10 protein-coding genes are annotated in these 14831 nt (G+C 68.7%); all 10 read right to left on the bottom strand.

What is annotated here, in order from left to right:
• Positions 1–13 precede the first annotated feature (13 nt).
• Positions 14–484, bottom strand: coding sequence for a 23S rRNA (pseudouridine(1915)-N(3))-methyltransferase RlmH (rlmH, locus tag VA603_RS02815; RefSeq protein ID WP_132864423.1), 471 nt, complete (start codon positions 482–484; stop codon positions 14–16).
• A 75-nt stretch (positions 485–559) separates the two neighbouring features.
• Positions 560–970, bottom strand: coding sequence for a ribosome silencing factor (gene rsfS, locus VA603_RS02810; protein ID WP_132864424.1), 411 nt, complete (start codon positions 968–970; stop codon positions 560–562).
• Positions 971–1028: 58 nt separating this feature from the next.
• Positions 1029–1718, bottom strand: a complete 690-nt coding sequence (gene nadD, locus VA603_RS02805) for a nicotinate-nucleotide adenylyltransferase (protein WP_323437871.1) — start codon at positions 1716–1718, stop codon at positions 1029–1031.
• 1 nt (position 1719) lies between these two features.
• Entirely contained in the window at positions 1720–2760 is a 1041-nt protein-coding gene (gene holA / locus VA603_RS02800) for a DNA polymerase III subunit delta (RefSeq protein WP_323437870.1), read from the bottom strand.
• A 43-nt stretch (positions 2761–2803) separates the two neighbouring features.
• Positions 2804–3376, bottom strand: coding sequence for an LPS-assembly lipoprotein LptE (locus tag VA603_RS02795; RefSeq protein WP_323437869.1), 573 nt, complete (start codon positions 3374–3376; stop codon positions 2804–2806).
• 192 nt (positions 3377–3568) lie between these two features.
• Complete coding sequence (gene leuS, locus VA603_RS02790; protein ID WP_323437868.1) at positions 3569–6211, bottom strand: leucine--tRNA ligase; 2643 nt, start codon at positions 6209–6211, stop codon at positions 3569–3571.
• Between the two features lie 174 nt (positions 6212–6385).
• Positions 6386–6973: a DUF998 domain-containing protein gene (locus VA603_RS02785; protein ID WP_323437867.1), complete on the bottom strand. Its 588-nt coding sequence runs from the start codon at positions 6971–6973 to the stop codon at positions 6386–6388.
• Positions 6974–7118: 145 nt separating this feature from the next.
• Positions 7119–7901 carry an OmpA family protein gene (locus VA603_RS02780; protein WP_323437866.1) on the bottom strand — a complete coding sequence of 261 codons (783 nt, stop codon included), beginning with the start codon at positions 7899–7901 and terminating at the stop codon, positions 7119–7121.
• A gap of 66 nt (positions 7902–7967) precedes the next feature.
• Complete coding sequence (locus tag VA603_RS02775) at positions 7968–13283, bottom strand: ESPR-type extended signal peptide-containing protein (protein ID WP_323437865.1); 5316 nt, start codon at positions 13281–13283, stop codon at positions 7968–7970.
• Positions 13284–13492: 209 nt separating this feature from the next.
• Positions 13493–14416 carry an AraC family transcriptional regulator gene (locus VA603_RS02770; protein ID WP_313256156.1) on the bottom strand — a complete coding sequence of 308 codons (924 nt, stop codon included), beginning with the start codon at positions 14414–14416 and terminating at the stop codon, positions 13493–13495.
• Positions 14417–14831: the final 415 nt, after the last annotated feature.

The raw sequence follows: 14831 nt of genomic DNA, 5'->3' as shown, positions 1-14831 counted from the left end.
TTCTATACGCTAATCACGCGCGATGGTAGGGGTGGTTGGCCAACATCGCCGCCGCGCGATACAACTGCTCGGCCACCACCAGCCGCACCAGCATGTGCGGCAAGGTCAACGGACCGATCGACCACTTTTCATCGGCCACCGCCGATACCTCGGCCGCATGTCCTTCCGGGCCGCCGATCAGGAATGCCAGGTCGCGCCCCTGCGAACGCCAATGCTCCAGGCGTTGCGCCAGCTGCTCGGAACTGAGCTGCCGGCCCGGTACGTCCAGCGCGACCACATAGGGATTCTTCGGCAACGCCGCCAACACGCGCTTGCCCTCGTCCTCGATCGCGCGCTTCGGGTCCCTGCCCTTGCCACGCAGGCCCGGCTCGATCTCGACCAGCTCCAGCGGCAACCAGTGCGACAGGCGCTTCTGGTATTCGGCGAAGCCCTGCGCGACCCAGGACGGCGCACGTTCGCCGGTGGCAATCAACTTGGCTTTCATCGACACGCTCCGGCGCGGCGGGGTCAAATGGAAACGGCGCCCTGCGGCGCCGTCATGGCTGCTACGGCGGGGCGATCAGCCCTGCTGCGCGTCCTCGTCGTCCGACGGCGGCTGGTCACCCACCGTCCACAGGCGCTCCAGTGCATAGAACTCGCGCACGCGCGGCAGCATCACGTGGACGATGACGTCGCCCAGGTCCACCAGCACCCATTCCGCTTCGCGCTCGCCTTCCACGCCCAGCGGCATCACGCCCAGTTCCTTGGCAAAACGCACCACTTCGTCACCGATGGACTTGACGTGGCGGGTCGAGGTGCCCGAAGCGATCACCAGGTAATCGGCGACGCTGGACTTGCCGCGCACGTCGATCTCCACCGCATCCTTGGCCTTGATCTCTTCCAGTGCGGCGTGAACGGACGCCAGCAGGGCCGGGACGGACGGCGGCGGGCTGGGCAGTTGGGTCTTGATGACTTGGGCTTCGGTGCTCAAAGCGGCATAACTCGATGAATAAGGGGACGATTATAGAGAACCCGGCCGCTGCCGGCATTCACTGCGTGGAGGTGCAGCCATACAGGCCCCGTGCCTGGATGTAGGCGGCCACCGCTGCGGGCACCAGGGGCCGCCAGTTCCCGCCGCTGGCGATCAGCGCGCGCACGGCGGTGGCGGACTCGCCCTGCAGCGGTTGGCGCAGCCGCCAGACCCGCCCGGCAGGCAAGGCGGCCAGTACCTCCGGGCCGCTGGCCCAGGCCTGGCGCAGGTGGCTGGCCAGCGGCTCGGGCAGTCCATCCTCCAGTGCGCTGCCCGGACGGTCGGCCACCACGATGTGGGCCAGTGGCAGCAGGGATTCCCATTCATGCCAGGTGGGCAGGCCCAGCAGGCTGTCCGCGCCCATCAGCAGCGCCAGCGGCCGTTGCGGTCCCTGTTCGGCCCGCAGTTCGCGCAGCGTATCCACCGTCCACGACGGCACGCCGGGCAGGCGCCGGGCCCGCTCCAGCTCACGCCGGTCCACGCGCAACGCCGGATCATCGGCGACCGCCCGCTCCAGCATCGCCGTACGGGTCTGCGCATCGGCGCCCGGCGGCGCGCGGTGCGGCGGATCGGCCGCCGGCATCAGCCGCACCGGCACCTGCAGCTCCTGCGCGGCGCACCGGGCGATGGCCAGGTGGCCGTTGTGGATCGGGTCGAACGTGCCGCCGTAGAACACCAGCAGCCCGCCTTCACGGCCGGCTTGCCGCATGTCAGCGCACCCGTGCCAGCAGGCGCACCGCGCGTGCTTCGGACACGGCCACCAGCAGGCGCTCCAGCGCCAGCCACGGATCACCTTCGGCGCGCCCCTTGGCCATGCGGTCAACCAGCGAGGCCTCGGCGACGAAGCGCTCCCAGCGCTTGGGGTCCGGGTGGCGCTGCAGGGCCCTCTTGAACGGTGCCTGGCGCGACTCCCAGATGCCCTTGGCCTTCATCTCGCCGGCCAGGTTGCCGCCGCTGGCCTGTACTCGGGCAAGGCCTGCGGTGAGCAGCAGTTCACGGATCAGGATCGGCATCAGCGCGGCCACGGCCTCGCCTTCGCCACGCAGGCCGGCGAGCATGCGCAGCACGGCCTGCGGCTGCCCGGCGAAGGTAGCCTCGCTGAGCCTGAACACGTCGTAGCGGGCGGCATCGGCCACCAGCGATTCCATCTTCGCCACGTCCAGCGCCTGCCCTTCGGCGAGCAGCGCCAGCTTGTCGATTTCCTGCGCGGCAGCCAGCAGGTTGCCTTCCACCCGCTCGCTCAACCGCTGCACGGCGGCCGGATCGGCGCGCAGGCCCTTGGCCCGCAAGCGGCGCTCAATCCAGTCCCCCAGTTCATGTGGCTTGATCGCCCAGGCCACCGAGAGCACACCAATGCGGCTGACCGCTTCGGTCCATTTACCCTGGTGCGCCTTGCTCCACTCGCCGGCGGTGATCAGCAGCACCACATCCGGCGGCGGCTGTGCGCAGAAATCACTGATGACCTCGGCGCCCTCCTTGCCCGGCTTGCCGCTGGGCAGGCGCAGTTCGACCAGGCGGCGCGCACTGAACAGGCTGGGCGCGTTGAAGCTGGAAGACAACTGTCCCCAGTCGAAATCGCGGCCGTCGGCATCGAACACCTCGCGTTCGCCGATGCCCTCGGCGCGGGCGCGCGCGCGCACCGCGTCGGCGGCTTCAATCACGCGCAGCAGCTCGGGGCCGGCGATCAGGTAGACCGGTGCCAGCGGTTGACCACCGATCTGCCCGGCAAGCTGTTCAGGACGCAGTTCCACGGCTCAGCCCCGCCACGCCCGCAGCGCAGTCATTCCGGGGCGCTCAATGGGCATCGCCCTTGCCGTCCGCCGGGGGACCCGGGGGAGCTGCCTTTAGTTTCTCGGCATCGGCGCGGACGACGCTGTCGATGCGGCGCAGGATCGAGGCCGACATCTCGCGGCGGAGCTCGTCGGCCAGGATTTCACGCTCGGTGGTGGTACCGGTGACATCGGTCGGCTGGGACACGTAGTCGCGCGAAAGCTCGATCACCTGCTCCGGCACGATGGTCGAGCCATCCGGGCGGTAGAAGCCGAACACCACCGCATAACGCAGGCTGTACTCCTGCGAGCGCCCCTGCGCGTCGATGGCGATCGGCAGGTCGCCCCAGCGCTCGGAACGCACCTGCAGGCGGGCGAACTGGTCGCTCTTGCGCGGCGGCGAACCGTCGCTCTGGATCACGGTGGCACCGGATGCATGCAGGCCCCGGTTGAGCAGCTTCACCAGCTCGCTGTAGCGCACGCTCGAATCGACGCGGACCGCAGGCGTGTCCGCCGGCAGGGTCAGCGTGTTGCGCAGATGGAAACCACAGCCGGTCAGGCCGGTGGCGAGGATCAGGGCAATCAGGGTTCGGGTCATGGGCACAGTCTGGCGGAGCCGGCCGGGAGCGGCAATAGAAAGCGGCCCGCATCATCGCGCATCACGCGTGAGCGCCAATGAAACCACGCCCGCTGCCGGCCAGGGCTGCCGGGGTGAAGCCTTCCCCCTGCCCCGTCCACGGGAACACCGGTACCCGCGGCATCACCGCGGGTAACGGGTCATCACGGCCGCTCAGGCCGCGACGATGTTGACGATCTTGCCCGGAACGATGATCACCTTGCGGATGGCCAGGCCTTCCAGGAACTTGGCCGTGTTCGGCTCTTCCTTGGCCACGGCCTCGATCAGCTCGCGCGGGGCATCGGCGGCCACTTCGATCGTGCCACGCAGCTTGCCATTGACCTGCACGGCCAGGGTCAGCGCGTCCTTGACCAATGCCGCGGCGTCGGCCTGCGGGAACGGCTGGTCTTCCAGCAGGGTCTGCGCGTTGCCCAGCAGCTGCCACATCGCGTGGCAGGCATGCGGGGTGATCGGGTTCAGCAGCAGCACGGTGGCCTGCAGGGCCTCCTGGCGCACCGCGCGGCCCTGCGCGCTGGCATCGTCGAACTTGGCCAGCGCGTTGAGCAGTTCCATCACCGCGGCGATGGCGGTGTTGAAGGCGTGGCGGCGACCATAGTCGTCACCGACCTTGCCGATCGTCTCGTGGGTCTTGCGGCGGATCGCCTTCTGCTCGGCGCTCAGCGCCGCAACGTCCAGCGCCGGCGCGCTGCCGTCGGCGGCATGCTTCTGCACCATCGTCCACAGGCGGCGCAGGAAGCGGGACATGCCGTCCACACCGGCCTCGTTCCACTCCAGCGATTGCTCCGGCGGCGCGGCGAACATCGAGAACAGGCGCACGGTGTCGGCACCGTACTTGGCCACCATCGCCTGCGGGTCGACGCCGTTGTTCTTGGACTTGGACATCTTCTCGGTGCCGCCGATCACCACCGGCTGGCCATCGCCACGCAGGGTGGCACCGGTGATGCGGCCGCGCTCGTCGCGCACCACGTCCACGTCGGCCGGGTTGAACCAGTCCTTGGAACCGTCGCTGTTCTGGCGGTAGAAGGTTTCGGCGATGACCATGCCCTGGCACAACAGGTTCTGCGCCGGCTCGTTGCTCTCCACCATGCGTGCATCGCGCAGCAGCTTGTGGAAGAAGCGGAAATACATCAGGTGCAGGATGGCGTGCTCGATGCCACCGATGTACTGGTCCACCGGCAGCCAGTAGTTGCCACGCTTGTCCACGGCCTCGCGTGCACCCGGCGAGGTGTAGCGGGCGTAGTACCAGCTCGACTCCATGAAGGTGTCGAAGGTATCGGTCTCGCGCTCGGCCGCGCCGCCACATTCCGGGCAGGTGGTCTTGCGCCATTCCAGGTCGGCCTTGAGCGGCGAACCGGTGCCGTTGAGGGTGACGTCTTCCGGCAGCAGCACCGGCAGCTGGTCTTCCGGTACCGGCACCGCGCCACAGCTGTCGCAGTAGATCACCGGGATCGGGCAGCCCCAATAGCGCTGGCGGCTCACGCCCCAGTCGCGCAGGCGGTAGTTGACGCGGCGCTGGCCCTGGGCCTTGCGCTCGAAGCGCTCGGCCAGCGCCTCGAAGGCGCCCTGGAAATCCAGCCCGTCGAATTCGGCGGAATTGACCAGTTCGGTTTCGCGGGTCTTGTCGGTGTACCAGTCCTGCCAACGGTTGGCGTCGTAGCTGCGCTCGTCGTCGTTCTTCGGATGCTTCAGCGCGATGACCTGCTTCTTGGGCAGGTTGTACTTGGTGGCGAACTCGAAATCGCGCTGGTCGTGGCCCGGCACCGCCATCACCGCGCCGGTGCCGTAGCCCATCAGCACGAAGTTGGCGACCCAGATCGGCACCTGTTCGCCGCTGACCGGATGGATGGCCTTCAGGCCGGTGTCCATGCCGCGCTTTTCCTGGGTTTCCAGTTCAGCCTCGGACACGCCGCCCTGCTTCAGCTCGGCCAGCATCGCGGCCAGCGCCGGGTTGCTCTTGGCCGCGTGCAGGGCCAGCGGGTGCTCGCCGGCGATGGAGACGAAGCTCACGCCCATCACCGTGTCCGGGCGGGTGGTGAACACGCGCAGCGGGTCCAGTGCGGCGCCATCCACGTCACGCACGTCGAACTGGATTTCCAGGCCTTCGGAGCGGCCGATCCAGTTGCGCTGCATGGTCTTGACCGAATCCGGCCAGCCCGGCAGCTCATCCAGGCCGTCCAGCAGTTCCTGGGCGTAGTCGGTGATGCGCAGGAACCACTGCGGGATCTCGCGCTTCTCGACCAAGGCGCCGGAGCGCCAGCCACGGCCGTCGATGACCTGCTCGTTGGCCAGCACGGTGTTGTCGACCGGGTCCCAGTTCACCACCGAGTTGCGGCGGTAGGCCAGGCCCTTGCGCATCAGGCGGGTGAACATGCGCTGCTCGTGGACGTAGTAGTCCGGCGTGCAGGTGGCGAACTCGCGCGACCAGTCGATCGCATAACCCATCGCCTTGAATTGGCCACGCATGTGGTCGATGTTGGCGTAGGTCCACTTGGCCGGCGCGGTCTTGTTCTTGATCGCGGCATTCTCGGCCGGCAGGCCGAACGCGTCCCAGCCCATCGGCTGCAGCACGTTGTGGCCGGTCATGCGCTTGTAGCGGCTGATGACGTCGCCGATGGTGTAGTTGCGCACGTGGCCCATGTGCAGCGCACCGGACGGGTACGGGAGCATCGACAGGCAGTAGTACTTGGGCTTGTCCGAGGTCTCGCTGACCTCGAAGGCGCGCGTGTCCTCCCAGAATTTCTGGGCGGCGGATTCAACCTGCTGGGGATCGTACATAGTGGGTTCGACGCTGGACATGGCAACGCTGGGCAACGGCAAAGCCGCAAAGGGTACCGCAGTGCATCATGGCACTCCAATCCAGTCCCCTCCGCTGTCCGCGGGACAAACGCAGGTCATTGATATCGCAATGGTTTCAACAAGCCTGCGATGTACGCCCCACGGCCTGTTGGCCGGTTTCCGCGTCAGCCGGGCTCAACCACGCGCTGGCGCCAGGCGTGCCGCGCCCAGCAGCCAGACCAGCCAGCCCAGGAAGGCCAGGCGCTGGGCCATGGCGACCGGCAGGACGATCTCGAACAGGAACGCGCTGCACAGGCTCCACAGCGCACACCCCACCGCGAGGTTGGCCAGCGGCCGCCAGGCCGCGTCCCGGGCACTGCCAAGGCGCAATGCGAGCGCACCGGCACTGAAGCCCACCAACCACAGCAGCCAGGCGCTGGCGTGGTACTGGCTGGCGCGGTTCTCGATGTCTTCCACGTCCAGCGGCAACAGGCCCATCGCGGCGAACGCCACCGCGGCCAGCAGCAGCATCTGCCCTCCCACCCGCAATGCGCGCGGGGCGGTCACCGGCATGCGCAGCGCCAGATCAAGCGCAGCCGCGGCGGCAAGGATGCCGGGCAGCACGAAACCCAGCATGCTGAAGGCGGTGCCGCCAGGGACGCCATGCGCGCCCAGCAGCGACACCGGATGCCGCAGCTGGTCGTACCCCTCCAGGCGCATGCCGAAGCCGAACACGGCCAGCAGCCACACCACCGCCGCGACCGGACCGGCCCAGCCCCACATCTGTTTCCTGCTCGACGCCACCACGCACCCTGTCTGACCCGGGTCGCCCGCGGAACGCGGCGACCATCGGCGTCATTGTGAAGGCAGCGGCCGGCAATCGCACGGATTGCCGGCCGTTCCTTCCCCCCGTTCCAGCCCTGCCCCGTCAGTTGCCGATGCCGGCGATCTCCACGCGGCGGTTCGGTGCCAGGCAGGCCACCAACGCCGCCCGGCCGCCATCGTTGCACTGGACCAACGGCTCGGCGCTGCCGCGTCCTTCGGCACGGATCGACCCGGCCAGGATGCCCTGTTCGACCAGGTATCCGCGCACCGCCGCGGCGCGGCGCTGTGACAGGTCCATGTTGTAGGCATCGCTGCCGATGCGATCGGTGTAGCCGATCACGGTCAGGTCCATGCCCGCGCCCTGCCCGCGCACGGTGCTGGCCACCTCGGCCAGCCGTGCCTTGCCGGCATCCGAAAGCTTGGCGCTGTCGAAGGCGAACAGGGCATCGGCGGCGATCCGCAGCGGCGCCGGCGCAACCGGTGGCGGCGGTGGTGCGGGTGGGGGTGGTGCGGGAGCGGGTTCGAGCAGGGCGGCGCAGCTTTCAGGCTGCCACGCGTGGCCCACCGCCACGCCGTCGTGGTCGAACTTAACCTGGAACTGGCATTGCACCGGCGTGGCCCCTACCGCCCGCCGGAAGTTGAACAGGTAGTTCCACTCCCGCACCCCCCATAGGCCTTCGTTGAAATGCGGCGTGCCCAGCAGCGTCTGCACCTGGTGCTTGTTCATGCCCGTCGCGTATTGGCGCAGGTTGTCCAGGTTCACGTAGGTGCCGCCGGCCGGGTACGCGCGTGCGGGATCCGGGAACCCCCGCTCGCGCACCTCACCCTTGCTACTGCAGGCCGCCAGTGCCACCACCAGCGCCAGTACCGACCATTTGCTGTTCATGACTTCCCCCGCGCCCAGGCGCTGTTGTCCGGAAGCCGGTGCCAGGCACCGGCAGCTTGCATGCCATCACCACTGGAAGCCGGCGCCGACGGTCACGCCGCCGTCGCCGCGGGTATTGGCCGAGCCGCTGAGCTTGTAGATCCAGCGCCCGCCATCGGAGACCCCGGACACGCCCACCGCCATGCTGGATTCGCCATGGAAGGTGCTGGCCGCGAACGAAGCCATGCGTTTGCCGGCCTCCGAAGGCTGCGGCAGGCCGGCCATCGCCATCGCCGAGGCGATGCCGGCCGAGGCGCGGTCATCCACGCGCTTGATGTCGCGCGAGATGCTGTTGAAGCGCTGATCGGTGTAGTTCCTGGACCAGTCCATCACGTCCCCCATGCCCTTGTTGAGTTGTGCGACGTTCACCGCATCGGTGGGTGCCACGCCGGTGGCCACGTTGTGGATCACCGTGGAGGTGCCGGCCTTGCCCATGGTCACGCTGGCGTAGTTGGTGCTGCCGTCGGTGTTCTTGTCGTAGCGCACCGTGCCTTCCTGCGATGCCTGCAGCTGGCGCAGGTTGACCGCATCGGTGGCCTGGCTACCGTCGGCGACATGGGTGACCTGGCGTTCGGCGCCGGTCGCACCCACCGAGACGGTGTTGGCACGGTCGGCCACCGAGCCTGCGCCCAGCGCCACACTGTTGGCTGCCGACGCGTTGGCGCCGTTGCCGATCGCCACCGCCTGGGTACCGCTGGCGGTAGCCTGCGGGCCGGCGGCAACGGCATCCTGGCCGGTGGCCGAAGCCGCCGCCTTGGTCGAGTTCACCGAGAAGTAGGCATTGCCCGCGCCACCGTTCTGGATGTTGTCGATGCGCTTGTTGACGTTGACGATGGAGCCGTCCATCACCGCCAGTGCATCGGTCACGTTGTCCAGCACCTGCTGGTTGGTCCCGCCACTGGCATTGATCGAATTGACGGTGAAGCTCGCCGAGGACCATTGGCCGGTGGTGCTGTTGTACTGCAGGGTGCCGCCAATGGCCGAGGCGAGCGCCTCGTTGGTGGTGGCCAGCTGGCCGCCGTTGATCGCATCGCGGCTGCCGGCCACGACGCTGCCCTCGGCCACGTTGCGCACCGCCACCGCCGCACCGCTGCCATCCCCCTTCAGCGCGACCACGTTGGTCGGGTTGCCGGCGCCATCGGGGGTGTATTCCACCGCCAGCGGATTGCTGCCGGGGTTGGGGTTGGTCCCGGTGGCCAGGTTGGCCAGCGACTGGCTGATCGAACTGAACGCTGCGCCGATGTTGCCGAAGGTGGCCGAGGTCAGCTGCCAGTTCGCGCCGATTTCATTCAGCACGTAGGACGGCGCGGACAGCACCCCCGCCACGCTGAAGGTGGAGCCGCCGCCCAGGTAGCTCGCCATCGACTGGCCGATGCCGAACAGCTGTGCACCGTTCACCGCCTCGGTGCTGGTGGCGCTGAGCTGGCCCGCGGCCAGGTTCGAGACCACCGTGCCGTTCGGCGCATTGCCACCGCCCAGGGTCACATGGCCGTAGTCGGCCACGTCATTGGCATCGGTGTCGTACAGCACCGCGTTCTGCTCGATCGTGTTGATCAGCGACAGCGCGCCCTGCAGCTGGGCGAGGTTGACCGCGTCGGTGGCTTGGCTGCCGGCCGCGACGTGGGTGATCTGCCGCTCGCGGCCGGCCGAGCCGACCGCCACTTCGCCGATCGAGGTCTGCGCCGCGGTGAGGCCGAATGCGCTGTAGTTGTCCAGTCCACCGCGGTCGGCATTGGACTTGTAGCCCATCGCCACGCTGTTGGCCTTGTTGGACGTTGCACCGGCACCGAGCAGGGTCTGTGCGTTGGCCGTACCCAGCGCACTGTCACCGATCACCACCGACTGGCCCTGGCGCGCGTCGTAATCGGCGGTGGGCACGCCGGTCATCACGCCATTGGCGTCGACGAAGACCTGGCTGGCGTTCTGCTGCGCCAGCTCGTGCCGCGCATTGGTGCCGATCACCACCTCCTTGGAGCCGTTGGCGTAGGCACCGTCGCCGATCAGCACCTGGTAGTCCTGCGCGGCCGGCACGGCCCAGCACTTGTCCTTGATGATCCCCACCAGGTTCAGGCAGTCCGACGCCCAGTCCGGCGCGCTGTCGGGAAGCAGCAGGCCCAGCAGGCCACCGGCCGCGCCGTTGTTGATGTTGGTGATGTAGCTGTCGGAGGTCACGCCACCGATCAGGGTCAGGTGCGAATTGCCGCCGGTGATGGCGCTGCCCGCGCCATCGAGCAGTTCGCCCACCGGGCTGAGATTGACCACCGGCAGCCCTGCGACCTCGAGCGTCGAATAGGCCTGCGCGAAGTTGACGTTGTTGATCGTCAGGCTGCCGTTCTGGGTGTAGCCACTGCCGCCGAACAGCGAGGTGGCGGTCGGCCCGATCAGCTGCCCGACCGTTCCCACCAGGCCGCCGTTGCCGACCACCAGGCCGCTCGGGCCCGCCGGTGGCGGCGCATTCGAGGTGGGCGCCGGATTGCCGGTGAGCTGGCCGACGACATTGGACAACCCACCGGTCACGCCGCCGGTCACGCCCGTCAGCAGATTGGTCAGGCCATTGACCCCGGATGCCGAACCGGTGATCCCGCCCAGCGTGCTTCCGACCGCACCCAGCAGGGTGCCGGCCGTGGTGTTGACGGTTCCCAACGCGCTCTGCACGGTCCCGGTCAGGTCGCCCTGGGCGAGCGCGCCGGTCGTGTTCTGCAGGCCACCGGTCAGTGCGCCGACCGTGCCGCTGACGCCGTTGCCCAATGAGGTTGACCCGGTGAGACCGCCGACCAGCCCTCCCACTGCCGCGCCCGCCCCGTTGACCACCGGTGCGGCCCCATCCACCACGCCGTCCACCACACCCCCCACGCCGGTCTGCGCCACCAAGCCACCGGTGAGATCGACCACGCCGCCAATCCCGTCGGTCACCGCCTGGCCCGGTGAAGTGGGCGTCGTGCCGCCACTACCACCGCCCAGTTGGCCCAGCAGACCCGTCACCGCGCCGGTCAGTCCACCGACGACGTTGCCCAGACCGCCAAGCCCCGCCCCGGCGCCACCATTCCCGTTGCCGCCGGCCGCACCACCCACTGCACCCAGCAGGGTCGAGACGGTACCGCCCACCGTCCCCACCAGTTGCTGCACGGTTTCCTGCACGTCACCTTGTGCCAATGCACCGGTGGTGTTCTGTAGCCCGCCGGTCAGCGTACCGACCGTGGCGCTCACGCCGGTTCCCAACCCGGCCGAACCAGTCACGCCGCCCACGACATGGCCCAGCGCGCTGCCTGCGCCATTGAGCACCGGCGCGACGCCATCGACCACGCCATCCACCGGCGTGCCGACTGCCGCGATCAGGCCATGGCCTGCACCGCCGGTCAGGCCACCGATCACGCCGGTCAACCCACCCAGGCCGCCACCGCTGCCGCCAGCATCGCCGACCGCGCCCACCAGCGTGGAGACCGTGCCCTGTACCGTGCCGGCCAGGTGCTGCACCGTGCCCTGCACATTGCCTTGTGCCAATGCACCGGTGGTGTTCTGCAGTCCGCCGGTCAGCGTACCGACCGTAGCGGTCACGCCGGTTCCCAACCCGGTCGAACCGGTCACGCCCCCCACGACATGGCCCAGCGCGCCGCCCGCGCCATTGAGCACCGGCGCGACGCCATCGACCACGCCATCCAGCGGCGTGCCGACCGCCGCGATCAGGCCATGGCCTGCACCGCCGCCCAGGCCGCCGGTCAGGCCACCGACCACACCGGTCAACCCGCCCAAGCCTGCGCCTTCGCCTGCACCACCACCCGTCAAACCACCGATCACACCGGTCAACCCACCCAGACCGCCACCGCTGCCGCCGGCATCGCCGACCGCGCCCACCAGCGTGGAGACCGTGCCCTGTACCGTGCCGGCCAAGTGCTGCACCGTGCCCTGCACATTGCCTTGTGCCAGTGCAGCGGTGGTGTTCTGCAGGCCGCCGGTCAGCGTACCCACCGTGGCGGTCACGCCGGTTCCCAACCCGGCCGAACCGGTCACGCCGCCCACGACATGGCCCAGCGCGCCACCCGCGCCATTGAGCACCGGCGCGACGCCATCGACCACGCCATCCACCGGCGTGCCGACTGCCGCGATCAGGCCATGGCCTGCGCCGCCGCCCAGGCCGCCGGTCAGGCCACCGATCACGCCGGTCAACCCGCCCAAGCCCGCGCCCTCGCCTGCACCACCGCTGGTCAAGCCCCCCGTCAAACCACCGATCACACCGGTCAGCCCGCCAAGACCGGCGGAGCCGCCACCCGACGTGCCATTCCCCAGGCTGCTGACCACATGCGACACGCCACCGATCACCCCGTGGGTGACGTGGCCGGCCGCGCCGGTGAGCCCGGCGACGCCGGATGCCGACCCGGTGATGCCGCCCAGCGCGCTGCCAGTACCGTGCAAGGCCGCGGCGATGGTGCCGTCAACCGTCGCCAGTGCATGGTTGACGGTGCCGGCCACATGGCCCTGCGCCAGCGCGCCACTGGTGTTCTCAAGGCCGCTGGTGAGTGCGCCGACGGTGTGATCCACGCCCGCCCCCAGCGCACCGGAGCCCGTCACCCCGGCCAGCACGCCTGCCGCCGTATGGCCGGTGCTGTTCGCCACCGGCGTCGCGCCGTTGACCACGCCGTCCACCAGCGCACCGATGCCGGCCCCCTGCAACAGGCCGCCGGTCAGTTCCTCGACCGCACTGACCGTGGCGCCGGTCACCGCGCGTACCGGGTTGCCACCTTCCTCCTTGCCCGGCAACAACACGTTGCCCAGCCCCAGCAGTCCGCCATGGCCCGGTGCCCCGGACGTCGGCGACGACACCTGCAGCAGGGCCGTGCCGCCCACACCGGCCTTGATCGCGCCGGCCGCCGACGCCACCGTGGCCAGCGCCGCGGTTGTCGCCGATACCGATGGGGCGGCATGGCCATGCGTGGCGCGCGCGCCGACCGACAGTCCCGCGCCAATGCGGGTCGGTGCAACCTGCAACCGCGCCTGCACCGGCACCTTCACCTGCACGGCCACCGGCGCCGGCAGCTGCACCGCCACCGTCGCGTTGACGCGCGCCTGCATGCCGCCGACCGGCAGGGCGCTGGCGACGATGCTGTGCGCGTCGGTCTGGCTGTACTTGGCGACCAGCGACTGCAGGTCATCCAGCCGCGCGTCGGTGGCGTGTGCCGCGCCGGCGAGCCCCAGGGCCAGCAAGCCACCGGCGCCCACCATGGCCACCGACCAGGGGGGCAACAGGCAGTTCGCGCCGCTGCGCTTGCCATGCGCCGCGGTCAGCTCCGAGCCGACCACGTAGGCGTTGAGGGTGCGGTTCCAAATCAATCGATAGATGCGATTCATGGCAGGGGCCTCTGGTAGGAACCGTCCCGGGCTTGGACGATCCGTTTGCGTGAGGCCAGTACAGCGCTGAAACACAACGTCCCTTACCCGCATCCGGCACATCCATGCCGGCAATTGGCAAAGCGTTGCGCGTTACCGGCAGTGCAATGCACCTATTCGGCAACGTCCCGCCAAGTTTGATGGACCGCACATTCCGAACGAACGTGCGCTCAGCTGTTCGAATAAGTGCCGCGCATGAGTGTTTCGCTGGGCAGTTCGCCGAACACGCGGCGGTAGTTGTCGGCGAAGCGCGACAGGTCCCACAGGCCGCAGCTGAGCGCGATCGACTTGACCGACTTTCGCCCCGCGTCGGCATTGGACAGGCTGCGGCAGGCTTCGCACAGGCGCAGCATGGACAGGTAGCGCACCGGCGAGATGCCGACCAGCTCCTCGAAGGCATAGCGCAGCGCCCGCTCGCTCACGCCGGCCGCGTCGCACAGCTCCTGCATGTAGATGTGCCGGCGCAGGTTGGCGTACATCATGTCCTCGGCACGGCGGAAGATCAGGTAGCGCGCGCGCCGGCTGCGGCTGCACGAGACCCGTTCGGGCGAACCGTTGGCGACGATCTCGCGCACGTGCGCCTCGAGCATCGCGTCGATCTCGTCGCCGGAGATCTCGCCTTCGCAGATGCGTTCGTGCAGCCCTTCGTAGTACGCCTGCAGCGGCACGTGCGTGCGCCCGCTGACCAACGGCACGTTGCCGCCTTCACCCAACCCGCCCAGGCGCGCGGCGTTGGCACGCTCCTCGAAGCGCTTGAGCGGCACCAGCACGAAGGTGACCTTGCTGCCCGCCCCCAGCGCGAACTCGGTGACGCCTTCGGGCATGACCGAGATGATGTTGCCGGAGGTCAACGGCACCCCATGGCACCAACTGGCCTCGGCGTCGACGCTCTGCAGGCAGCCGAGCAGGCACCAGTCCAGCGGCAGCACGAAGCGGCCGCGCGCGCGCGCGCCGATCTGGAAGGTGCACAGCAAGGCCTGGTCGTGCACGAACGAGGTCACCGCGGCCGTGGGGGGCTGGTCGTCCAGCAGCACCAACTCCACGTGACAGACGCGCAGGGTGCTGCCCAACGCCGCCAGGTCGAACGATTTCAATCCGTTCCCGTCCGCAATCGCATCCATGTCCACGCCTTTGCGGGATCCCTCTGGGATCCGCTCCAGAAGTCCGATTCCCCGTCTGCGGCCTGGCACCTCCGGCCGCAACCCCGTCACGCACGATCTGAAACCAGCAACAAAGCGTAATTCGCGTTTCCAGAGCATCCGCGTTGCGCGGCGCTTGAAGCGGATACTGACAAAAAAAAACGGCACGCTCCGTAAGAGCTTTATGTGAAATGGCGATTTACGTCACACATATGGAAAACATTTTGTTCTTGCCGAATATGCGCATGCATCGCGACTTGCGATTGCAATGATGCTCCCGGGCATGCCATGCGTGCCGACAGGGGAAAACAGCGGAAATAGGGGCTCATAGGAGTTTTCCTTACACCCCCACGACCATCGACACTCCCGT

This window comes from Stenotrophomonas capsici (genome assembly GCF_034961085.1).
Taxonomy (GTDB): Bacteria; Pseudomonadota; Gammaproteobacteria; order Xanthomonadales; family Xanthomonadaceae; genus Stenotrophomonas; species Stenotrophomonas capsici.
The sequence above is the reverse complement of the archived record's forward strand: the minus strand, read 5'-3'. Positions and strand labels throughout refer to the sequence as shown.